The sequence below is a fragment of the Pseudomonas sp. C9D1 genome (assembly GCF_056491235.1).
The window spans coordinates 2,273,850-2,294,096 of the sequence record NZ_JBSZIE010000002.1 but is presented as its reverse complement, the minus strand read 5'-3'; the positions used below and the strand labels follow the sequence as shown (position 1 = coordinate 2,294,096).

The 20,247-nt window shown below is 68.5% G+C and carries 22 protein-coding genes; 12 read left to right on the top strand and 10 right to left on the bottom strand.

All coding sequences use genetic code 11. The annotated features are described in order from the left end of the window. Positions 1-92 precede the first annotated feature (92 nt). A complete protein-coding gene (locus ACXI0U_RS18800) occupies positions 93-356 on the bottom strand; it encodes a YebG family protein (RefSeq protein ID WP_316925770.1) in 264 nt (87 codons plus the stop codon). A gap of 269 nt (positions 357-625) precedes the next feature. Here ACXI0U_RS18800 and ACXI0U_RS18795 point away from each other — a divergent pair, with 269 nt between their 5' ends. Continuing rightward, positions 626-1,114 (top strand): phosphate-starvation-inducible protein PsiE, encoded by a 489-nt coding sequence (locus ACXI0U_RS18795; RefSeq protein ID WP_021222037.1) that lies wholly within the window; start codon positions 626-628, stop codon positions 1,112-1,114. 22 nt (positions 1,115-1,136) lie between these two features. Here the strand turns inward: ACXI0U_RS18795 and ACXI0U_RS18790 are convergent, their stop codons facing one another. Beyond that, entirely contained in the window at positions 1,137-1,460 is a 324-nt protein-coding gene (locus tag ACXI0U_RS18790; protein WP_021222038.1) for a DUF3509 domain-containing protein, read from the bottom strand. A 229-nt stretch (positions 1,461-1,689) separates the two neighbouring features. Between ACXI0U_RS18790 and ACXI0U_RS18785 the strand changes: the two genes are divergently transcribed. The 6 genes from ACXI0U_RS18785 to ACXI0U_RS18760 all read left to right on the top strand — a co-directional run bounded on the left by ACXI0U_RS18785 (position 1,690) and on the right by ACXI0U_RS18760 (position 7,888). Continuing rightward, positions 1,690-2,184, top strand: coding sequence for a sigma-70 family RNA polymerase sigma factor (locus ACXI0U_RS18785; protein ID WP_374981946.1), 495 nt, complete (start codon positions 1,690-1,692; stop codon positions 2,182-2,184). After that, a complete protein-coding gene (locus ACXI0U_RS18780; RefSeq protein ID WP_374978874.1) occupies positions 2,181-3,134 on the top strand; it encodes a FecR domain-containing protein in 954 nt (317 codons plus the stop codon). Before ACXI0U_RS18785 ends, ACXI0U_RS18780 begins: the two co-directional genes overlap by 4 nt. A 163-nt stretch (positions 3,135-3,297) precedes the next feature. Beyond that, positions 3,298-5,727: a TonB-dependent siderophore receptor gene (locus tag ACXI0U_RS18775; protein WP_374978873.1), complete on the top strand. Its 2,430-nt coding sequence runs from the start codon at positions 3,298-3,300 to the stop codon at positions 5,725-5,727. Between the two features lie 21 nt (positions 5,728-5,748). Beyond that, positions 5,749-6,045, top strand: coding sequence for a DUF3649 domain-containing protein (locus ACXI0U_RS18770; protein WP_021222039.1), 297 nt, complete (start codon positions 5,749-5,751; stop codon positions 6,043-6,045). Then, positions 6,042-7,565: a PepSY-associated TM helix domain-containing protein gene (locus ACXI0U_RS18765; RefSeq protein ID WP_479550671.1), complete on the top strand. Its 1,524-nt coding sequence runs from the start codon at positions 6,042-6,044 to the stop codon at positions 7,563-7,565. Before ACXI0U_RS18770 ends, ACXI0U_RS18765 begins: the two co-directional genes overlap by 4 nt. Beyond that, entirely contained in the window at positions 7,565-7,888 is a 324-nt protein-coding gene (locus ACXI0U_RS18760; RefSeq protein ID WP_021222041.1) for a DUF3325 domain-containing protein, read from the top strand. Before ACXI0U_RS18765 ends, ACXI0U_RS18760 begins: the two co-directional genes overlap by 1 nt. 269 nt (positions 7,889-8,157) lie before the next feature. Here the strand turns inward: ACXI0U_RS18760 and ACXI0U_RS18755 are convergent, their stop codons facing one another. The 3 genes from ACXI0U_RS18755 to ACXI0U_RS18745 form a co-directional block, all read right to left on the bottom strand. Next, the gene (locus ACXI0U_RS18755; RefSeq protein ID WP_350448768.1) at positions 8,158-10,344 is read right to left on the bottom strand and encodes a TonB-dependent receptor; all 2,187 of its coding nucleotides are present in this window, start codon (positions 10,342-10,344) and stop codon (positions 8,158-8,160) included. A 469-nt stretch (positions 10,345-10,813) separates the two neighbouring features. Next, positions 10,814-11,776: a FecR domain-containing protein gene (locus tag ACXI0U_RS18750; protein ID WP_479550670.1), complete on the bottom strand. Its 963-nt coding sequence runs from the start codon at positions 11,774-11,776 to the stop codon at positions 10,814-10,816. Then, the gene (locus tag ACXI0U_RS18745) at positions 11,776-12,285 is read right to left on the bottom strand and encodes a sigma-70 family RNA polymerase sigma factor (RefSeq protein WP_021222044.1); all 510 of its coding nucleotides are present in this window, start codon (positions 12,283-12,285) and stop codon (positions 11,776-11,778) included. The genes ACXI0U_RS18750 and ACXI0U_RS18745 overlap by 1 nt, the downstream gene beginning before the upstream one ends. A 170-nt stretch (positions 12,286-12,455) precedes the next feature. Between ACXI0U_RS18745 and ACXI0U_RS18740 the strand changes: the two genes are divergently transcribed. Together ACXI0U_RS18740 and ACXI0U_RS18735 are read left to right on the top strand one after the other, a co-directional pair. Continuing rightward, positions 12,456-12,854, top strand: coding sequence for a PA2779 family protein (locus tag ACXI0U_RS18740; RefSeq protein WP_263402730.1), 399 nt, complete (start codon positions 12,456-12,458; stop codon positions 12,852-12,854). Beyond that, positions 12,854-13,810, top strand: coding sequence for a PA2778 family cysteine peptidase (locus tag ACXI0U_RS18735; protein WP_350446972.1), 957 nt, complete (start codon positions 12,854-12,856; stop codon positions 13,808-13,810). The genes ACXI0U_RS18740 and ACXI0U_RS18735 overlap by 1 nt, the downstream gene beginning before the upstream one ends. A 460-nt stretch (positions 13,811-14,270) precedes the next feature. Here the strand turns inward: ACXI0U_RS18735 and ACXI0U_RS18730 are convergent, their stop codons facing one another. Continuing rightward, positions 14,271-15,143: an AraC family transcriptional regulator gene (locus ACXI0U_RS18730; RefSeq protein WP_316924939.1), complete on the bottom strand. Its 873-nt coding sequence runs from the start codon at positions 15,141-15,143 to the stop codon at positions 14,271-14,273. A gap of 150 nt (positions 15,144-15,293) precedes the next feature. Between ACXI0U_RS18730 and ACXI0U_RS18725 the strand changes: the two genes are divergently transcribed. Continuing rightward, positions 15,294-16,199, top strand: a complete 906-nt coding sequence (locus tag ACXI0U_RS18725) for a DMT family transporter (RefSeq protein WP_435635090.1) — start codon at positions 15,294-15,296, stop codon at positions 16,197-16,199. Next, complete coding sequence (locus ACXI0U_RS18720; RefSeq protein WP_021220921.1) at positions 16,196-16,513, top strand: cupin domain-containing protein; 318 nt, start codon at positions 16,196-16,198, stop codon at positions 16,511-16,513. The genes ACXI0U_RS18725 and ACXI0U_RS18720 overlap by 4 nt, the downstream gene beginning before the upstream one ends. On the opposite strand, the gene ACXI0U_RS18715 is transcribed toward ACXI0U_RS18720, so the two are convergent. Then, positions 16,510-17,328: an AraC family transcriptional regulator gene (locus tag ACXI0U_RS18715; RefSeq protein WP_479550669.1), complete on the bottom strand. Its 819-nt coding sequence runs from the start codon at positions 17,326-17,328 to the stop codon at positions 16,510-16,512. The genes ACXI0U_RS18720 and ACXI0U_RS18715 overlap by 4 nt on opposite strands. A 160-nt stretch (positions 17,329-17,488) precedes the next feature. On the opposite strand from ACXI0U_RS18715, the gene ACXI0U_RS18710 reads away from it, so the two are divergent. Beyond that, positions 17,489-18,391, top strand: coding sequence for a DMT family transporter (locus ACXI0U_RS18710; protein ID WP_431482646.1), 903 nt, complete (start codon positions 17,489-17,491; stop codon positions 18,389-18,391). On the opposite strand, the gene ACXI0U_RS18705 is transcribed toward ACXI0U_RS18710, so the two are convergent. The 3 genes from ACXI0U_RS18705 to ACXI0U_RS18695 form a co-directional block, all read right to left on the bottom strand. Further along, positions 18,388-18,624 (bottom strand): hypothetical protein, encoded by a 237-nt coding sequence (locus ACXI0U_RS18705; protein WP_431482645.1) that lies wholly within the window; start codon positions 18,622-18,624, stop codon positions 18,388-18,390. The genes ACXI0U_RS18710 and ACXI0U_RS18705 overlap by 4 nt on opposite strands. 57 nt (positions 18,625-18,681) lie before the next feature. After that, positions 18,682-19,218, bottom strand: a complete 537-nt coding sequence (locus tag ACXI0U_RS18700; protein ID WP_431482644.1) for a GNAT family N-acetyltransferase — start codon at positions 19,216-19,218, stop codon at positions 18,682-18,684. Positions 19,219-19,460: 242 nt separating this feature from the next. Next, entirely contained in the window at positions 19,461-20,192 is a 732-nt protein-coding gene (locus ACXI0U_RS18695) for a hypothetical protein (protein ID WP_479550668.1), read from the bottom strand. Positions 20,193-20,247: the final 55 nt, after the last annotated feature.

The following is a 20,247-nucleotide window of genomic DNA, read 5'->3' as shown; positions in this document are numbered from 1 at the left end:
GACGGCGCGGGCTTTTGCCCGGCATAAAAAAAGCCCGCTGGGGCAGCGGGCTCGGTGCAGGACGGGCATGCCTGCAATGAGGGGTGTTCGGGTCACTCGTCGGCGGGAGGGGCATCCAGTTCGGCGAGGGCATCGGGTTGGTTCTTGAAGGCGCGGGCGAAGATGTCGCGGTTGCGGGCCATGAAGATGCCCAGCTCTTCGACCTGCTGCTCGCTCAGCGAGGGCACGGCCTTGTTCAGAACGGTGGCCAGGGATTCGGCCAGTTCGAGCATCTTGTCGTAACGGTCGGCTTCGGCTTTATCCATGAACAAGCGCTCCGGGTCGCGGCTGCTGCGGTACACCACTTCGACGGCCATTCATCACCTCTCACCTTTGAAATCGGTCTGTAAGATACTGGATGTGCGTACAGTATATGGGTCGGATTTCTCCGTCAACAGCTCTCATTCATAGGCCATGCCAGCGCCGCTGTCCTGCTCCTCGTCGCCCCCTGCGACAACCTGTCCCGTGGCGTTAGGCCGCACCCGCGCATCTCATGGGGCCGGGACCGCTGGCCTCCATCCTGCAAGGTCTGATCGTCATCCCGGTGATTCACCATCGCCACCAAGACGTACCGAGGAGCTGGATCGTGAAAATCAAATGGGCTGAAGAGTTGCGCGGCAACGTGCATGGGCTGGCCGAGTCGCTGGGCAACCTGCTGGTGGAGAGCTTCCACTACCTGGCGCTGTTCGCCATCGGGGGGATTACCGCCTGGGCGGCGGTGGTGGCATTCCTGGGGATGGTGGAGAAGGGGCACATCACGGTAGATGACATCCTGCTGCTGTTCATCTACCTGGAGCTGGGGGCGATGGTGGGAATCTACTTCAAGACCAACCACATGCCGGTGCGCTTCCTGATCTACGTGGCGATCACCGCGCTGACGCGCCTGCTGATCTCCGACGTTTCGCACCATAACCGCCCCGACGAGAGCATCGTGTATGTCTGCGGTGCGATCCTGCTGCTGGCGCTGTCGATCCTGGTGGTGCGCTTCGCCTCGTCACGCTTCCCCTCGGAAGCCAGCGACAGCGTCAACCCGAGGCGCCGCCTGCAGGTCACGCGCGGCGAAGAAGAGGCCTGAGCCCGAGCGCCCGCCAGGGCGCTCAGATGCCGACGGCGAGGGGGCCGGTGACCCGCCCGGGCTGGCGGTTGGCGATGGGCGGAATGCTTTTGCCGCTGGTCATCGCGCTGAGCATTTCGCCGACGTTATGCCCTTTTTCGATCGCGATCCCGAAACGGATGCTCTCGATCACCCGCTCCAGGCGCTTCTGGTCGTTGCGCTGCGCGGGGCTGATCATGCGCCGCGCCACCACGCCGCTTTCGTCCGTGAGGGTGAGCATGATGTTGCCGTCCAGGCGCTCCAGGCTGAGGTTGACCCGGTAATCGGCCTGGAAGGCATCGGTCAGAATCTGAAAGGGGTTGTACATGGCGAGCTACCTGAGTTGTTGACGCATGGAGCGATTGACTGGGTGTGGCTCTGCAAAGTTCGATCCGTGTTGACGAACGGAAAGCCGAGCGTCTGACGGGCGTCGCCAATGGCCAACCCAGGGTCGTACTCGTACTGGTACTTGCGTGCCCGGCTGACGGCGTGACAGCATTCGCAACTGCAATTATTTCGCATTTGCGATCAGCTCCCGTCCGAGGTCAGCCGTGCCGCTGCAACCCGCATCTCCCATCGCCGATCTCTACCGGGGCCACCACGGCTGGCTGCTGGGCTGGCTGCGCCAACGCCTCGGCTGCCCACACAACGCCGCCGACCTGGCCCAGGACACCTTCGTGCGTGTGCTGCTGCAGCGGGAAAGCCGCGAGGTGCGCGAGCCCCGTGCCTTCCTCGCCACCATCGCCCGAGGCCTGCTGGTGGACCATTACCGCCGCGCCAGCCTGGAGCGCGCCTACCTCGAAGCCCTGGCCGGGCTGCCGGAGCACGAGGCGCCTTCGCCCGAGTCCCGCGAGCTGATCCTCGAAACCCTGCTGGAGATCGACCGCCTGCTCGACGGCCTCAAGCCCCGCGTGCGCGAAGCCTTCCTGCTGTCGCAGCTGGATGGCCTCACCTACCCACAGATCGCCGAGCGCATGGGCCTGTCCATCAGCTCCATCCAGCAGTACATGACCCTGGCCCTGACCCACTGCTACAAGGCGCTCTATTCATGAGCACGCTGAACCCGCAGGTGGTGGAGCAGGCGATCGCCTGGCGCGTGCGCCTGGCTTCCGGCACCTGCCCGGCCGAGGAATTCGCCGCCTGCCAGCACTGGCGCGGCATCGACCCCGAACACGAACTCGCCTGGCAGCGCCTGGAAGCCCTGGGCGGCCGCTTCTCCACCATTCCCGCCGCCCTCGGCCATGCCGCGCTCGATGGCGCCCAGCACGACCCGCAACGCCGCCGCGCCCTCAAGGCCCTGGCCTTGCTGGTCGCCGCCGGCGGTGCCGGGGTGCTCGGCGTACAGGGCCCGGCGGCCTTCCAGCCCTGGCTGGCCAGCCTGCGCACCGGCACCGGTGAACGCCGCTCGGTGACCCTGCCCGATGGCGGCCGCCTGCACCTGAACGCCGGCAGTGCGGTGGACATCGATTACGACGCCGACCGCCGCCTGCTGCGCCTGTACCAGGGCGAGATCCTCGTCGAGACCGCCGCCGACCCGGCGCGCCGCCTGTTCCTCGTGGATACCGGGCCCGGCGAGCTGCGTGCCCTGGGCACCCGCTTCCTGGTGCGCCAGCGGCCGGACCGCGTCCAGCTCGCCGTCTATGCCGGTGCGGTGGAGGTTCAACCCCGCGAAGGCGCCACCCGCCTGCTGGGGGAGGGCTGGCAGAGCCAGTTCGACGCCCATGGCATGGCCGAGCCGCAACGTGCCGAAAGCGACCGCGCCAGCTGGGTGGACGGCGTGCTGGTGGCCCGCGACATGCGCCTGGACGAGTTCGTCGCCGAGTTCGATCGCCAGCGCCATGGCGTGCTGCGCTGCGACCCGGCTGTCGCCGCGCTGCGCATCTCCGGGGTCTTCCCCCTGGACGACAGCGAGCGCGCTCTGGCCGCCCTGGCGCGCACCCTGCCGGTGCAGGTCATCTATCGCACCCGTTGGTGGGTCACCCTGGCACCCGCCACGGCCTGATGCGCGACGCCCGCATGATTGACGGATTTCTGCGTCGTTCCGGCAGAAAGGAATTGCATTTCCTTAGCAGGTGAAAATAATTCTCAGAAAGTTCTGCAGGTTTCCGGGTTTCGTTCGGCCTCCCCCTCGCAAACCAACTTTCATGGCTTTCGAAGGACTCAACATGGCCGTTCAACGCTCCCCGGATTCCCTCGCCCGCGCCGTGCGCGCGGCGCTGCTCAGCCTCAGCCTGCCCCTGGTGGCCCTGCCGGCCATGGTGCTCGCCGCGCCGGCCACCCAGGGTTACCAGATACCCGCCGGTTCGCTGGATGCCGCGCTCAACGCCTTCGCCCGCCAGGCCGGGGTGCTGCTGAGCTTCGACCCGGCGCTCACCTCCGGGCGGCGCAGTGCCGGGCTGCAGGGGCGTTACCCGGTGGAGCAGGGTTTCGCCCGCCTGCTCGCGGGCTCCGGTCTGCGTGTGGTGCAGGCGGCGGATGGCGGTTATCGGCTGGAGGCGGCCAAGGTCGAGGACGGACAGGTGGAACTGGACAGCGTGAACATCACGGGCAACCAGGTGGGCGACTCCGCAGTCGGCACCGTGGGCGGCTATGTGGCCAAGCGCACCCGCACCGGCACCAAGACCGACGCTTCGATCCTCGAGACCCCGCAGTCCATCACCGTGATCAGCCGCGAGCAGATGCAGGCCCGCGGCGTCGCCACGGTGGAAGAGGCCCTGCGCTACAGCCCCAGCGTCAGCACCCCCTACGGCTACGACCCGCGCTACGACTGGATGAGCCTGCGCGGCTTCGACGCCAAGGGCTCCACCTACCGCGACGGGCTGATGCTCAACCGCAGCACCTACGGCCTGGCGCGCCCGGATGCCTACCTGCTGGAGCGCGTGGAAGTGCTGCGTGGCCCGGCTTCGGTGCTCTATGGCCAGAGCGAGCCCGGCGGCATCGTCAACCTGGTGAGCAAGCGCGCTCCGGACACCCCGTTGCATGAAGTGCGCCTGCGCGCCGGCAGCGACGACCTGGGCGAGCTGGCCGGCGACTTCGGCGGCCCCCTCGACGACCAGGGCCAGCTGCTCTACCGCGTCACCCTGCTGGGCAACGACGCCAACGGCCAGGTGGACAAGGTCGGCAACCAGCGCCAGGCCCTGGCGCCGACCCTGACCTGGCGCCCCAGCGACGACACCGAGCTGACCCTGTTCGGCATGTACCAGAAGGACGAGGGCGACTTCGCCTTCAGCCGCCGCTTCTCCCCGGTGCTGGTGAAGGCCTTCCGCCTGCCCTACAACCGCGACGAGGATTTCTACGAGGGCGAGCCGAGCTTCAACCGCTTCTACCGCGCCTACACCTCCTTCGGCTACGAGCTCTCCCACCAGTTGAACGACAGCTGGACCCTGCGCCAGAACATGCGCTACGAGCGGATGAACTTCGACTACCGCTACCTCAACAACAGCGGCGTGTCCTTCGGCACCACCACCCTGGCGCGCACCGCCAACGACAAGGACGAGCAGTTCGACGGCTGGACGCTGGACAACCAGGCCCAGGTCGACTTCGGCACCGGCGCCCTGGCCCACACCCTGCTGCTGGGCGTGGACTGGCGCCGCGTCTCCTCCAACGAGATCAGCCGCTTCGGCAGCGCGCCGACGCTGAACCTGCTCAACCCCGTCTACGGGCAGGCGGTGCCCTGGCCGGCCAAGGACGCCGACAACGACATCACCCGGCGCCAGACCGGCTTCTACGCCCAGGACCAGATCAGGTTCGACGACCACTGGCACCTGTTGCTGGGTGGCCGCTACGACCTGGCCCGCAGCGACACCGAAAGCAACCTCAACGGCTCGCGCACCAACCGTGACGATGAGGCCTTCACCGGCCGCGTCGGCCTGGTCTACGTCGCCGACAACGGCCTGGCGCCCTACGTCAGCTACAGCGAATCCTTCAACCCCAGCACCTCCAGCGACCCGGTCAGCGGCCAGCCCTTCGACCCGGAAACCGGCAAGCAGTACGAGGTGGGCATCAAGTTCCAGCCCGAGGGCGCGCGCAGCTTCGTCAGCCTGGCGCTGTTCGACATCACCAAGCAGAACGTCGTCAGCAGCAACCCCAACAACCCCAGCGAGCGTCGCCAGGTGGGCGAGGTGCGCAGCAAGGGCCTGGAGATCGAGGCACTGGCCAACCTCGCCGACGGCCTCGACCTGACCGCCAGCTACAGCCGTACCAATGCGCGTATCCAGAAGAGCGTCAACGCCTGGGAAGAGGGCGCACGCCTGCAGTTCGTACCCCGCGAGCAGGCTGGCCTGTGGCTGGACTACACCCTGCAGGGCGGTCCCCTGGCGGGCTTCGGCGTCGGCGGCGGCGCGCGCTACATCGGCGCCACCTCCTTCACCGGGCAGAACCCCTTCTTTGGCCTTTACGGGCCTCGCGTAATGGAGGTGGAGACCGGCGGCTACACCCTGTTCGACGCCAGCCTCCATTACGAACTGGACGGCGTGCGCCTTGCGCTCAACGCCAGCAACCTGGGGGACAAGTCCTATGCCAGCTCCTGCGACACCCAGGCCTGCTACTACGGCTACGGTCGCACCTTGACCGCCAGCGCCACCTACAACTGGTAAACCACTGATGAAAGGAACGACGTGAGCAAAGCCAACCCCTCCGCGCCCTGGGCCGTCGCCTCGCGCGTGCTGGCGGCGATCCTCGGCGGATATGCGGTGGCCTACGCGGCCACCGCCTTCCTCGCCGTCTATCTGCCGCTGATCCGTGCCGACCGGGTCACCTTCGCCAGCCTGGGCTGTTTCGCCGTGTACGCGGTGGCCATCCTCTACGCCTTCGGCGCCCGCTCGGCCCTGCGTGCCTGGCTGGTGCTCGGCGGCCTGACCCTGGTGCTGGCGCTCGCCGCCTTCGTCCCGGAAGGCTACGGGGTGCGCCCATGAGCCTGCGTCAATCCATGGCCGGCCTGCACACCTGGGGCGGGCTGCTGCCGTCCTGGCTGCTCTTCGTCATCCTCTTCGCCGGCAGCATCGCCTGCTTCGACAAGGAGCTGGAACGCTGGATGCGCCCGACCCTGCACGAGGGGGGCGAGCACACGCTGTCCATCGACCAGGTGCGCGACTGGCTGCTGGCCAAGGCGCCCGATGCCCACGCCCTGTGGATGCGCCCGCCGAGCGAGCGCGAGCCCTTCTGGTGGGCCGGCTACGAGCCGGCGGACGAGAGCGATTTCCAGCGCTTCGCCCTCGACCCGGCCACGGGCGAGGTGCTGCCGGAAACCCTCGGCGGCAGCTTCTGGTTCGTCCTCCACTACAACCTTCACGCCGGGATGGTCGGCCTCTACATCGTCGGCCTCGCCGGCATGTTCATGCTGGTGGCGCTGATCAGCGGCATCATCATCCACCGGCGCTTCTTCAAGGACTTCTTCACCCTGCGGCCCAAGGCCAACGGCCAGCGTGCCTGGCTCGACGCCCACAACCTGTTCGGCGTGCTGGGGCTGCCGTTCCACCTGCTGATCGCCTATACCGGGCTGGCGATCTTCGTCATCTACTACATGCCCGCCGGCATGCAGGTGGCCTACAAAGGCGACACCACCACCTTCTTCAACGAGGTGATCGGCCAGTACAGCCGCGAGGACGTGAAGCGCCCGGCACCGCCGCCGGTGTCCCTCGACGGCCTGGTGCTGGACGCCAAGCAGCGTTGGGGCGGTGGCGAGCCGGGCTGGATCAGCATCCACCACCCAGGCGACGAGGCGGCGGTGGTGGACATCCGCCGCTATGAGCGCAGCCGCGTGGTGGACTTCCTCTGGACCCTCTCCTACGACGCCGGCAGCGGCGAGCTGCTGCACGAGCAGAAACCCTACCTGGCCGGCTACCAGAGCTTCGTCTGGCTGAGCAACCTGCACATGGCCCAGTTCGGCGGGCAGATCGTCCGCGCCCTGTACCTGCTGCTGGGCCTGATGGGCTGCGCCATGGTGGTGGGCGGCCTGCAGGTTTGGCTGACCAAGCGCGAGGCGCGCGGCAGCCGGGGCATCGGCCTGGTGTGTGCACTGAACGGCGCGGTGGTGGGCGGCCTGCCCATCGCCAGCCTGGCGCTGCTCTGCGGCAACCGCCTGCTCCCTGCCGACCTGGCCGCTCGTGCCAGCGCGGAGGCCTATGTCTTCGTCGGCGCCTGGTTGCTGGTGGCGCTCTGGGCGGTGCTGCGGCGCAACAGCGGCCAGGTGGCGCGCGACCTGCTCGCCGTCTTCGCCCTGCTGGCCCTCGGCGTGCCGCTGCTCAATGCCTTCACCGGTGGCCAGGCCAGCCTGCTGGCCAGCGCCGCCCGTGGCGACTGGGCGCTGGCCGGCATCGACCTGAGCCTGCTCGGCTGCGGCCTGCTCTGCGTGGCGCTGGCCTGGCGCCGCTCGCAACCCCGTGCCGTGCCCGCCCCGCGCGTGCGCCGCCAACTGGCAGAGGAGGGCGCCTGATGTTGCTGCTCGGATTCGCGTTCTGCTACCTGGCCATGACGGCGCTGAGCCTGGCCATGTCCCGCCACCACAAGGTGCTGTTCCAGGGCCCGCTGCCCGAGGCGCGGGTGCGCCTGCTGCGTGTCGTCGCAGTGTTCGCCTTCGCCATCGGCCTGGCCCTGGCGGTGAGTGACCAGGGTGGCGAGATCGGCACCATCCTCTGGCTCTGCCAGGTGATGCTCGCCGCTCTGCTGCTGGTGGCCCTGCTGGCCTGGCAAAGCCGCTGGGTGCTGCCCCTGGTGGCGCTACTGCCGCTGGGCGGTGGGGTGATGGCGCTGCTCTGATGGTCTGACGCTGGCGGGCCTGCGGCCCGCTTGGCGACTGAAGTCGCCCCTACAGGGGCGGCGCGGCGGGGAGGTGGTTGGCGCCGTTGGGCCTCGCTGCGCTCGGCGCCAACCTACATACAGCCCGTAGGATGGGTAGAGCGCAGCGAAACCCATGCTGTTTTGAAAGCCGGCTAAGTGCCGGCTTTTTCGCGAATGAATTCGCTCCCACGAAGTGTGGCCAACCTACACGCGTAGCCCGGGCTTCAGCCCGGGGCCTGCAAGGGGCATCAGAACTCGACGCTGTAGCTCAGGCTGTAGGTGCGGCCACGGCCGTGGTAGTCGAACAGGTCGGCGGTGGCGGCGGTGCCGTAGAACACCTGGGCGCGCTGGCCCCAGACGGTGGTGTAGTCCTTGTCCAGCAGGTTCTGGATGCCGACGTTGAGGGTGCCCACCGGCAGGACCTGGCTGCCCAGCAGATCGAAGGTGGTGTAGCCATCGATCTTGTGGTCGTTGCCGTCGAAGTTGCCGTTGGCCAGGACGTTGCCGTCGTCGCTGAGGTTGAAGCTGCGCACGGCCTGCAGGCGCAGGCTGGTTTCGCCGTTTTGCCAGCCGGCGAAGGCGGTGAGCTTGGATGGGCTGGCGGCGGTGACGTCCTGCTTCTGCCAGCGCTTGGCGATCTTCTGCTGGGAACGGATACCCAGCGCGCTGGCGCCGATCTGCCAGTTGTCGTTCAGCCAGTAGTTGGCCTGGCCTTCGAGGCCGTAGTTGCGCTTCTTGTTGTCCAACTGTTCCACCAGCAGGGTGGTGCGGTTGTAGGTGATGCTCTTGTCCGACCAGGCATAGAAGGCCGCCAGCTGGGCATCCAGGCCGTCGGCGTAGTGGCGCCAGCCGAGCTCGATCTGCTTGGTCTTGATGCCGTCCAGGGCGGAGTCCTTGACGTTGACGTGGCGGCCCAGGGTCCAGTGGTTACCCACCAGGGTGTAGCTGCCCTGGCCGTAGTACTTGGCCGGGTCGGGCAGTTCGAAGCCCTCGGAGTAGTTGGCCCACACCTGCTGCGCCTTGCTCAGCTTGTAGACGGCGCCGGCGTTGTACAGGTCCACCTGGTAGTCCTTGGATCCGCCCGGCACGGCGTCGGCGCTGGTGCCGTTGCCTTTGCTGATCTGCACCTGCTGGGCGGCGGCGACGAAAGAGCCCACGTCGTTGCCGATGCGCTGGTGGCGGATGCCGGCGGACAGGGTCAGGTCGTCGGTGGCCTTCCAGCTAGTCTGGGCGAACAGTGATTTGCTGTCGGTGTCGATGCCTGGGTAGCGGCCGATGCGCGCGTACTCATCGGCCACCAGCCCGCCGGTGGCGGCGGCGGTGGTCAGGTTGAACAGGGCCTGGTCGGAGTCGAAGCTCTCCCACTCGAAGTCGGCGCCGTAGGTCAGGCTGACGCGATCCCATTCCTTCACCAGCACGGACTTGAGGCCGAAGTAATCGGTGTCCTGCTGCGAGGCGGAGTAGTAGGAGCGCGCGGTATCGATGGCGCCGCCACTGCCGAAGGCGACGCTTGGGTACGGCTGGAAGGCCATTTCCTCGCTGCGGTAGTAGGCCTGCAGGTAGAAGTCGTGGCCGAGCACTTCGGGCACGTGCCAGGTGGCATTGAACTGCTGGCGCTCGGTGTGCGGTTCGCGGTCGAAGCTGGCGCCGCCTTCCACCTCGAAAGGCACTTGGCCGCGCAGGCCCTGGAAGTTGCGCCCCAGGTTCACGCCCTTGTCGCCGTCGTAGCCGGAGTCGTACCACTGCATACCGAGGTTGAGGCTCTGGCCGTTGGCGAAGGCGAAGTCCAGGCTGCCCATCACGTCCACCGCCTGGTTGTACTGCAGGTCGGTCTGGGTGATGTCGAGCATCACCTGGTCGCCGTTGCCGTCGTAGGCGGCGCCGTTCTTCTGGTAGGCCACCGAGAGGCGGCCCTTGACCTGCTCGCTGCCGCCGCTCACCGACTGGGCCACGCGCCAGTCGTGGTCCTGGTGGGTTTCGAAGCCGGTGCGCACGCCGACCTCGCTGTTGAAGCGCACATCACCCGCTTCGGCGCGCTTGGTGACGATGTTGATGATGCCGCCGGTGGCGCCGCCGCCGTACACGGCACTGGCACCGGAGAGCACTTCGATGCGTTCGATGTTGAACGGGTCGATGGAGTCGAACTGGCGGCTGATGCCCCGGGAGCTGTTCAGCGACACGCCGTCGATCATCACCAGGGCGCTGCGGCCGCGCATGTTCTGGCCGTAGTTGGTGCGCCCCTGGGGGCCGATGTCCATGCCCGGGATGAGTTGGCCGAGGGCTTCCTTGAAGGGCACGCCGGCCTTGGTCTGTTCCTGCAACTGGTGGCTGTCGATCACCCACACGGTGCCTGGCAGCTCGCTGATGCTCACCGGTGCACGGGAGCCGATCACCACCTGGCGGTCGATCTCCAGGGCCGCGCCTTCGGTGGCCATGTGCAGGCTGAAGCCGCCTTCACCGGCCTCGGCGCGCAGGCCGCTGCCAGCGAGCAGGCGGTCGAGCCCTTCGGCCACGGCGAACTCGCCCTTGAGGCCCTGGGTGCTGCGGCCCTGGGTCAGCTCCGGGCTGAAGGAGAGCAGCACGCCGGCTTCGCGGCCGAAGCGGTTGAGCGCGGGCTCCAGGCCGCCGGCCGGGATGTCGAAGGCCTGGCGGCGCTCGGCGCCGATCACCAGGTCCTGGGCGCTGGCAATGGCGGGCAGCCCAGCGGCGGCCAGGCTCAGGCCCAGCAGCAGCGGTTGCATGGCGCGGGCCAGGGGCGTGCGGGCGAAGCGGCGAAGGGTGGGGTCGGCGGTCATGGCGGCACTCGTTCGGGAGAGGGAAAGGGGTTTTGCCTTCCCTGTCACGCGAGGCCGGGAAAAAGGTTCAGGTCGGTGAAAAAAAGTTTTCGCGGTGCCGGTGCGCGGCTCAGGACGCGGCCCTGGGGTGCACGCTGATCCAGTAGCGGGTGACGCTGCGCACCTCCACGGGCAGGGTGCGCGGCAGCATCGCGAGAATGCTGTCGGTGTGGTCCAGCGGGTAGGTGCCGGAGAGGCGCAGGTCGGCGATGGCCGGGTCGCAGCCGATGCGCCCGTGGCGGTAGCGGCTCAGTTCGGCGAGGAAGTCCCCCAGGCGCATGGCGCTGGCCACCAGTATGCCGTTGATCCAGGCCACGCTGTTCTCGTCCGCCACCTGGGCCGCTCCGCTGCCACGGGCGTCGAGGTTGAGGCGCTGGCCGGGTTGCAGCGCCAGGCGCTGGCCATGGCTGAACACCTGGGCGTCGCCGGTGAACAGGCTGACCTGGCTGCGGCGCTCCTGCAGGCGCACGGCGAGGCGGCCGCCGTGGAGCAGGATCAGCCCCTGGGGCGTTTCCACCCGCAGTGGCCGCGCCTCGTCCACGGCCTCCACCAGCATTTCGCCCTGGCGCAGGTGGAGCAGGCGCTGGCGGGCGTCGAAGCGGATATCCAGCGCGCTGTCGGTGTTCAGTGACAGGGTCGAGCCATCGGCCAGGGTCAGCTTGCGGCGCTCGCCCACGGCGGTGCTCTGGTCGGCGCGCAGGGCCAGCAGCGGGTCGCTTTCGCGTACCGCCAGGGCACCGCCACCGGCGATCACCAGCAGGGTGAGCAGCTTCAGCGCATCACGCCGGCTGCGCGAGGAGGGCGCGTCCAGGGCGGCGAGGGCGCTGGGGGTGTTCAGCCCGCGCAGGCCCTGGTTGACCGATTCGATGCGCTGCCAGGCGCGCTCGTGCTCCGGGTCGGCGGCGCGCCAGCGTTGCCAGGCGTCCTGGCGCTGGCGCGAAGGTGTGCCGCCTTGCAGCTCCACCAGCCACTGCACCGCCTGGGCGGCGATGGCGGGGGCGATGCGTTGTTCGCCGGGCTTGCGCAGGGCCATCAGAGGCACTCCGCGAAGTAGCAGCGCTCAGCGGCCTTGGCCATGTAGCGCTTGACGCTGGAAAGGGAGAGGCCGAGCTGCTCGGCGATCTCGTTGTAGGTGCAGCCGTCCACCTGGGCCAGCAGGAAGACCTTTTTCGCCAGAGGGGCCAGGCCGTCGAGCAGGCGGTCCAGCTCCATCAGGGTTTCCAGGATGATGGCGCGGGTTTCCTCGCTGGGCACTTCCTCTTCCGGCAGCGCGGCGAGGGCCTGCAGGTAGGCGCGCTCGATGTCCTGGCGGCGGTAGTGGTTGGCCAGCACGCGCTTGGCGATGGTGGTGAGGAAGGCGCGCGGTTCGAGGATGCGGTGCGCCTCGCGCCCCAGCAGCACCTTGAGGAAGGTGTCCTGGGCCAGGTCGGCGGCGCTCTGCGGGCAGCCGAGCTTGCGCTGCAGCCAGTTCCGGAGCCAGCCGTTGTGGTCGCTGTAGAGCTTGTGCAACGCCTGCTCGGGGGCGGCCTGGCTGCTGGTCAAGGAAGGCTCCGGGAGGGATTCGGGGATGGATCAAATAGGAATGCTTCGCATTCTATTTGTGCCGTGGCCGTTGCGCAATGCGGCCGTGCACCCCACTTGATCGGTGGGTGGAACCCGGGAAGCGAGGCGCGGGTCAATCGATCACAACAACATGATCCAGGAGAACCACCATGCTCAGTCCCGCCACCAACCGCCGACTCGCCGCCGTGCTGGTCGCCAGCCAACTCACCTTCTTCGCCCAGGTACCGCTGGCCCAGGCCGCCATGATCGGCACGCCCCAGGCGCTGCAGGAACAGCAGCAACAGGTCGACCGCGCCCAGCTGCGCGGCATGCTGGATAACCAGGACGTGCAGAAGAAGCTGCAGGAGTACGGCGTGCCCCGTGAGCAGGTGGAGGCGCGCATCAACAGCCTCACCCCCGCCGAGCTGGCGCAGTTCAACCAGCAGCTGCAGCAGGAGCCCGCCGGTGCCGGCATCGTCGGCATCATCGTGCTGTTCCTGGTGATCTTCATCATCACCGACATGCTCTGCGCCACGGACATCTTCAGCTTCATCAAATGCATCCGTTGATGCGCCTGCTGCGGCCGGGGCTCCTCGCCCTGGCCGTGCTTCTCACCGGTTGCGCCAGCGGCCCGCTGCTGCCGCCGCAGAGCGAGCGGCTGCCCGAGCGCATCGAGCTGGTGGACGTGCCCTTCTACCCGCAGGAGGACTACCAGTGCGGCCCGGCGGCGCTGGCCACGGTGCTGGTGCACCGCGGCGTGACCACCTCGCCCGAGGCGCTGGTGCCCAAGGTCTACCTGCCCGAGCGGCGCGGCAGCCTCAAGCTGGAACTGGTGGCGGCGGCGCGACAGAGCGGCATGCTGGTCTACCCGCTGCAGCCGAGCCTGGATGCCCTGCTGGCCCAGGTGGCGGCGGGCAACCCGGTGCTGGTGATGCAGAACCTCGGCCTCGACTGGTACCCGCAATGGCACTTCGCGGTGGTGGTCGGCTACGACCGCGCCAAGGACGAGCTGGTGCTGCGCTCGGCCACCACGCGGCGCTGGGTCACCGACCTGCGCAGCTTCGATCGCACCTGGGCCCGCGCCGAGCGCTGGGCGGTGGTGACCCTGCCCCCCGAACAACTGCCGGCCGAGCCGCGCCTGGAAGCCTGGATGCAAGGCGCCAGCGACCTGGAGCAGACCGGACAGCACGAGCGCGCCGAACGCGCCTACCTGACCGCTTCCGGCCACTGGTACCGCGAGCCGCTGCCGCTGTTCGCCCTGGCCAACGCGCGCTACACCGAAGGCGACCGCGACGGCGCGGAGAAGGCCCTGCGCGAAAGCATTGCCCGCAAGCCGGACTACGCCCTGGGCTGGTTCAACCTCTCCGAGCTGCTGGCCGAACGCGGCTGCCCGAACCAGGCCGGGCAGGCCCGCGCCTGCGCCCGCCAGTTGGCCCCGGACGATACGCGCATGGCCGCACCCCTCGGTGACGCAGCCAAGGCCGGCGGCCGGTGTGAAGCCCTGCCGGCGTGCGGGGGGCAATGATTTCCCTGTAGGGGCGAATTCATTCGCCCAATTCGTAGGGTGGGCTTCAGCCCACCGCTTTGGATTTATTCGGAGCCTGGTTGGTTATCGAGTTCTGTGGATGCTTTCCGTTTCGCCCCCCCGGGCGAGTCCCTTTTTTCAATCGTCGGGATGCCGAACCACAAAAAAGGAACCAAAAACGCTTGCCCCATCATCCGGCCCCGGCTTCGCCGGGGTTCCTTCACTCCATCGCCGCTCTGGGGGCCGGCGCGATGGGCCATCCATGGCCTGGCGCGCCTCTCGCGGCATCCATGCCGCTCGTCCCCCGGCGCAACGACTGCGTTCAGCCTCCTGGAGGGGCGTTGGCGGCTGCTCCAACTTTCTTCGTCCAGCGCATCTCCACGTGGTGCGCACGGACTTTCGTAGGATGGGTAGAGCTCCGCGAAACCCATCACGTCGGTGCCACCAGGAGGCCCGTCGCTTACCCCATCGCCGCCCGATAGTCCCCCGGCGTGCCGCCGACCGCGCTGCGGAAGCGGTTGCTGAAGTGGCTGGCGCTGGCGAAGCCACAGGCCAGGGCGACCTCGCCCAGGGGCAGGGCGGTGCGGGCCAGCAGGTGGCGGGCGTGGGCCAGGCGGCGGGCGAGCACGTACTGGTGCGGCGGCAAGCCGAAGCTTTCGCGGAACATCCGCGCGAAGTGGTATTCCGAAAGCGCCGAGAAGGCCGCCAGCTCGCCCAGGCTTAGCGGCTCGGCCAGGTGGGCGTCGATGTACTCCATCAACCGCTTGCGCACCGCCGGGGCCAGGCCGCCCCTGAACTGCGGGCCCTGGCGCAGGCCGACCTGGGTCAGCAGGGTGTGGCCGAGCATCTCGTGGGCCAGGCTGCTGGTGAGCATGCGTTCGCCGGGTTCGTTCCAGTCGAGCTGGATGAGGCGGTGGAAGCGCGCGGCCTGCTCGGCGTCGTCGAGGAAGGTCGCTTCGCGCATCTGCAGCTCGCGGGGTTCGCGGTCGAGCAGGGTGACGGCGGCGTGGGCGAACTGCGCCGGGGCGATGTACAGGTGCGCCAGGCGGATCTCGCCGTTGATCACCCAGGAGGACTCGTGCCCGGCGGGGAGAATGCACAGCTTGTCCGGCGCGCCCTTGGTGTCCGGGCGCTCGCGGCGGAAGGTGCCGGTGCCGCCGGCCAGGTAGCACGACAGCGTGTGCAGGCGGGTGCCCTGGTAGTCGCGGGCGTCGTGGTGGTTGCTCCACAGCGCCGCGCCCATGCCATCGCCCAGCTCGGCGGCATGCTCCAGGCGGGCATGGGGCGAGCTGGCGAGGGACTGGAAGACCTGGTTCTGCAGGAGTGACGACATGCGCGGGGCAACCGGGTGGCTTGGGTGACCATGCTAGCGCGGGCGCCCGCGCGACGCAGCGGGGTGGCGCAGATAAGCGCAAGTTTTTGCAAGCGCGCCGACGGGCTGCGCGGGAGACTGGCCCCTCGACGCACCACCCGGATGACCGCCATGAACCTCTCGCTGTACCTGCTCACCGTCCTGATCTGGGGCACCACCTGGATCGCCATCAAGCTGCAGATGGGCGAGGTGGCCATTCCCGTGTCCATCGCCTACCGCTTCGCCCTGGCCGCCGTGGTGCTGTTCGCCATCCTCCTGCTCAGCCGCCGCCTGCAGAAGCTCGACGGCCGCGCGCAGATGATCTGCCTGGCCCAGGGGCTGTGCCTGTTCTGCGTCAACTTCATGTGCTTCTACACCGCCAGCCAGTGGATCCACAGCGGGCTGATCGCCGTGGTGTTCTCCACCGCCACCCTGTGGAACGCGCTGAATGCGCGGGTGTTCTTCGGCCAGCGCATCGCCGCCAACGTGCTGGCGGGTGGTGCCCTTGGCCTGGCCGGGCTGGCGCTGCTGTTCTGGCCGGAACTGGCCGGCCACCAGGCCAGCCGTGAAACCCTGCTGGGCCTTGGCCTGGCGCTGCTGGGCACGCTGTGCTTCTCCGCCGGCAACATGCTCTCCAGCCTGCAGCAGAAGGCCGGCTACCGGCCGCTGACCACCAACGCCTGGGGCATGTTCTACGGCGCCTCGCTGCTGGTGCTGTGGTGCCTGGCCAGTGGCACGCCCTTCGGCATGGAGTGGAACACCCGCTACCTCGGCTCGCTGCTGTACCTGGCGATCCCCGGCTCGGTGATCGGCTTCACCGCCTACCTGACCCTGGTCGGGCGCATGGGGCCGGAGCGCGCGGCTTACTGCACCGTGCTGTTCCCGGTGGTGGCGCTGAACATCTCGGCCTTCGCCGAAGGCTACAGCTGGACCGCCCCGGCGCTGCTCGGCCTGGTGCTGGTGATGGCCGGCAACCTGCTGGTGTTCCGCAAGCCCAAGGCGCCGGTGGCCGCCGCGCCCCTGGGGAGTCGCGCATGAGCCAGCGCGTGGTACGCAGCCGCGACTTCACCGCCGAGCGCGCCTGGGGGGCGCTGGATATCGCCAACCTTGACGGCACCACGGTGCGCCTGCACTGGACCGACCAGCCCTACATCTGGCACGTCAACGACGGCAGCGAAGTCTTCGTGGTGCTCGATGGCGAGGTGGAGATGCGCTACCGCGAGGGCGGCGAGGAGCACGCGGTGCTGCTGGGCGTCGGCGACCTCTTCCATGCCGGCCCCGGTTGCGAGCACGTGGCCCACCCGCGTGGGGCGGCGCGCATTCTGGTGGTGGAGCGCGAAGGCAGCGTCTAGCGGCGCAGGGCCCGCGCCAGCACACCGGGCGTGTAGCCGTAGGCCCGGGTGAAATGGCGGTTGAGGTGGCTCTGGTCGGCGAAGCCGGTGGCCAGGGCGGCCTGGATCAACGGCTCGCCGGCGAGGATCAGGCGATGGGCCTTGTGCAGCTGGCGCTGCAGGCGATACGCGTGGGGCGGCAGCGCGGTGACGGCCTTGAAGGCGCGGAGGAAATGATGCGGGCTGACGCCGGCCTCGAAGGCCAGTTCGGCGAGGCTGACGGCCTGCTCCGGCGCTTCGTCCAGCCGTGCCCGTGCCCGGGCGATGGCCTGCCGGGGCAGTGACAGCGGCGGCGTGGGGGCGCTTTCCACCAGCGGCCCGAGAATCGACAGCAGTTCCTGCTCCGCCACTTCCCACCAGGGTTCGCTGGCCGGGCCGGTGAGGGCCGCGTGGAGCCTGTGGAAGGCCTGGTTGGTGGCGCTCCGTGGCAGCACCGGGTAGGCGAATTCGCAGCCGGGGCTTTGCCCCAGTGCCTGGGCCACGTGCCCGATCAAGGCAGTGTCGAAATAGAGCATGCGCCAGCTGCGCGAGCCGTGCGCCACCGGGCGGCCGTCGTGCACTTCGTTGGGGTTCACCGCGATCAGGCAGCCCGGTTCCGCGCGTACCTCGCCCCGGCCGCTGGCCGAATCCTGGGCGCCCTGGAGGATTATGCCGATGCCGAAGCGGTCGTGGGTGTGACGGCCGAAAGCGCGACTGGAGGTGGCTTCCACCGCGAGAATGCCGGGCAGCCGGCAGGGCTGGATGTCGAAGGCATCGGGGGGTATCGCCTGCGTCATCTGCTCCCTCCTGTGGGGCCCGTTGCCCGTTCAGGTGCCGCAGTATAGGCGCGGTTTCCGCCTTCGCGGGGGGATCAATTTCGTTCAAGACCGGCCCTGGCGCTTGCTTCTCAATAGGCCCCTCTGCCCTGCATCCAGCAGGCTTTCGGGAGGACACCCGGTGTCGAGACGCCTACAGGGATATCTGCTGCTTTCGCTGGCGATGATGACGGTCGGGACCACGGTCATCGCCTCCAAACTCCTGGCCGGCGCCGTGCCGCCGTTCCTCGCCACCGCGGCGCGCTTCGCCTTGGCGCTGCCGGTATTGCTGTTGCTGCTGGCGCGCAGCCCGGTGCCCTGGCCGCGCCTGGGCTGGCGCGACCGCGGGCTGCTGGTGCTGCAGGCGGCGGCTGGCAGCGTGGGCTACACGGTGCTGCTGGTTTCCGGGCTGGAGCACCTGCCGGCGGCGGATGCCGGGGTGATAGTGGGGACCTTGCCCGCTGTTTCTGCGCTGTTCTCGGTCATGGTGCTCAAGGAGCGGCCCGGCCTGCGGCTGCTGGCCAGTGCCCTGCTGGCCACGGTCGGGGTGATGGCGGTGGCCTGGCAGGCGCCCGGGCAGTCGTCCTGGGTGGGGGTGCTCTATGTGCTCGGGGCGGTGTTCTGCGAGAGCGCCTTCATCCTGCTCAACAAGCGCATGGCGCAGCCGTTGGGTGCCTTGCAGCAGGCGACGGCGATGGTGGCGCTGGGGTTGCTGGTGCCGCTGCCGGTGGCCCTGTTCGAGCTGCCGGTGGCGATGCCTTCGACTGTGGCCCTGGCGGCGCTGGCCTGGTACGCGCTGGTGCCGACCGTGGGTGGTTTCCTGCTCTGGTATGCCGGCGCGGCACGGGTCAGTGGCAGCGAGGCGGCGACGCTGACGGCCGTCGCGCCCCTGACGGCGGTGGCGCTGGCGGCGGCCCTGCTGGGCGATGAGGTGGGGCTGGCGCAATGGCTGGGGGCGGGCGCGGTGGTCCTGGCGATCCTGATCCTGGCGCTGCCGGCCCGCTTGTCCGGTGCACGCTGGCGGTTGGGCCGCGCGGGCGGTTAGGTGGATGCCTCTGCCTTCTTCGCGCCGCGCATGTTCATCGCCGCCAGGCACAGCTGCAGCACGATCAGCGCCCAGGCGTGGGCGTACAGGCCCCAGGTTATCCACAGCAGGTTGCTGGCCAGGAACACCCAGAAGCCGATGTGGCGCCGGGCTGGCTTCTTCGAGCCGATCAGCCAGGCGGCGGCCACCGTCACCAGCATCGCCGGCCATTGCAGCAGGTCGAGATAATCCATCGGTTCCCCCTTGTTCTCTTTTTAGTGAGGCGGGGAGGGCGACGGTTCCAACGTTTTTCAGGCGCCCAGGGGCTGGCTGAAGAACAGCGCGACTTCCTCGGGTGCGGTCTCGCGCGGGTCGTAGAGGGCGGTGTTGAGGCCACTGAAGGCGAAGCCGGATTTCAGGTAGAAACCGATGGCCGGGTGGTTGCTGCTCTGGGTCTCCAGCCACAGGCAGCGCGCGTCGCTGGCGCGGGCGAAGGTGGTCGCCTCGTCCAGCAGCCGCCGGCCCAGCCCCTGGCCTTTGTGGGCCGGCGCGACGAACAGCGCGCTCAGCTCGGCGCTGCGGTTCCATTCCTCCAGCCGTACGCAGGCGAACCCGGCCAGGCTGCCGTCCTCGGCCACGGCGGCGAGGGCGAAGTCGGCGTCCTCGACATCCTCGGCGAACCCCTCGGCGTCATAGCGCTTGCGGAAGGGCTCCGCGCGGCGTTCCTCGACCAGCGCAAAGGCCAGGCCCTGCCGCTCCACGCGGTAGAGCAGGTGGGTGTCGTAGCCGGCATCGAAGGCGCTCAGGGCTTCGGCGTCGCGGGGGAACTCGATGGGGCGCAGGTGCATGGGGATCGTTCCGATGGGGGAGCCTGGGATTCTAGTGGGATCGACCTGCAACTGTGAGGGGGCGTGCCTCGGGGGGAGGTTGGTATTCGGGTGGGCGCCGCATGGTGGATGCAAAGAGCGGCATCCACCCTACACACCGGTGAGGTTCGAGCGGGGGGAGCTGGGCGTAGGTTGGCGCCGAGCGCAGCGAGGCCCAACGGGGCGGGGTTCGGGTCCGCTGCGTTGGTGTGGGGGGTGAGGTGTCAGTCCAGCAGGCAGGCGAGCAGGTCGGGCGGCACGCTGGGCGCTTCCTGCTCGAACAGGGTGCGGATGATCGTGCTGCGCTTGCCGCTCGGGGTGGTGCCGACGAAGTAGCTTTTCACGGCATAGCCTTGCTGGTCGGATTCCAGGAGGAAGCTCATGGGGCCAAGGCGTTCGTATTCGGCCTCTACCAGCAGCCAGCCATTGCGGTGGGCCAGCCTGTTCAGGCGCTTCATCGCGACCTTCTGCTGGCCATCCTCGGCGAGGCGTTGCCCGATGGCGTCGAATGCCTGGGTGTAGGCGCTCGGTGATTCACGGCGAGGGCAGGTGGGTTCGGGCGGTGGGGGCGGTGCCTTCTCGGCGATGACCCAGTCGGGCTCATGGCTCCGTCCCTTGCGTGGCTCCGTGCTGATCAGGCCCATGTAGAGGGTCGAGGCCTCGTCACCGAGGGTCACGATTTCCTGGCGGCTGGCCAGCAGTGTGCCGTCGTGGGCCTTGCAGTCGACGCGGACGGTGTATAGATCGTCGCCGAATGGCGACACCATCATGCCGTCGTAAAAGGTGGCCTCAAGGATTTCTGACGAGGATGACTTCCCCGTCGAGTTTCGAATGAAAGACTCGCATTTGGAGCGCGCGAACAGCCGGGGTTCGATGGTGCCTTCCACCGTGACAATGGCATCGCACCCCGCGAGTGTCGCAGCTACCAGCGCCAGCGCCGTCAGTCTTCCCTGCATTTTGCCGCTCCTTGTCCGCCGACGGGCGTGCCGACAGGTCGCGTTTATAGCCTGA

Coding starts and splice junctions, on each gene's coding strand:
- ACXI0U_RS18800 (WP_316925770.1), bottom strand. CDS start 356: ATGGCCGTCGAAGTGGTGTACCGCAGCAGCCGCGACCCGGAGCGCTTG.
- ACXI0U_RS18790 (WP_021222038.1), bottom strand. CDS start 1,460: ATGTACAACCCCTTTCAGATTCTGACCGATGCCTTCCAGGCCGATTAC.
- ACXI0U_RS18780 (WP_374978874.1), top strand. CDS start 2,181: ATGAGCACGCTGAACCCGCAGGTGGTGGAGCAGGCGATCGCCTGGCGC.
- ACXI0U_RS18775 (WP_374978873.1), top strand. CDS start 3,298: ATGGCCGTTCAACGCTCCCCGGATTCCCTCGCCCGCGCCGTGCGCGCG.
- ACXI0U_RS18765 (WP_479550671.1), top strand. CDS start 6,042: ATGAGCCTGCGTCAATCCATGGCCGGCCTGCACACCTGGGGCGGGCTG.
- ACXI0U_RS18760 (WP_021222041.1), top strand. CDS start 7,565: ATGTTGCTGCTCGGATTCGCGTTCTGCTACCTGGCCATGACGGCGCTG.
- ACXI0U_RS18755 (WP_350448768.1), bottom strand. CDS start 10,344: ATGGCCACCGAAGGCGCGGCCCTGGAGATCGACCGCCAGGTGGTGATC.
- ACXI0U_RS18750 (WP_479550670.1), bottom strand. CDS start 11,776: ATGGCCCTGCGCAAGCCCGGCGAACAACGCATCGCCCCCGCCATCGCC.
- ACXI0U_RS18740 (WP_263402730.1), top strand. CDS start 12,456: ATGCTCAGTCCCGCCACCAACCGCCGACTCGCCGCCGTGCTGGTCGCC.
- ACXI0U_RS18735 (WP_350446972.1), top strand. CDS start 12,854: ATGCGCCTGCTGCGGCCGGGGCTCCTCGCCCTGGCCGTGCTTCTCACC.
- ACXI0U_RS18730 (WP_316924939.1), bottom strand. CDS start 15,143: ATGTCGTCACTCCTGCAGAACCAGGTCTTCCAGTCCCTCGCCAGCTCG.
- ACXI0U_RS18725 (WP_435635090.1), top strand. CDS start 15,294: ATGAACCTCTCGCTGTACCTGCTCACCGTCCTGATCTGGGGCACCACC.
- ACXI0U_RS18720 (WP_021220921.1), top strand. CDS start 16,196: ATGAGCCAGCGCGTGGTACGCAGCCGCGACTTCACCGCCGAGCGCGCC.
- ACXI0U_RS18715 (WP_479550669.1), bottom strand. CDS start 17,328: ATGACGCAGGCGATACCCCCCGATGCCTTCGACATCCAGCCCTGCCGG.
- ACXI0U_RS18705 (WP_431482645.1), bottom strand. CDS start 18,624: ATGGATTATCTCGACCTGCTGCAATGGCCGGCGATGCTGGTGACGGTG.
- ACXI0U_RS18700 (WP_431482644.1), bottom strand. CDS start 19,218: ATGCACCTGCGCCCCATCGAGTTCCCCCGCGACGCCGAAGCCCTGAGC.
- ACXI0U_RS18695 (WP_479550668.1), bottom strand. CDS start 20,192: ATGCAGGGAAGACTGACGGCGCTGGCGCTGGTAGCTGCGACACTCGCG.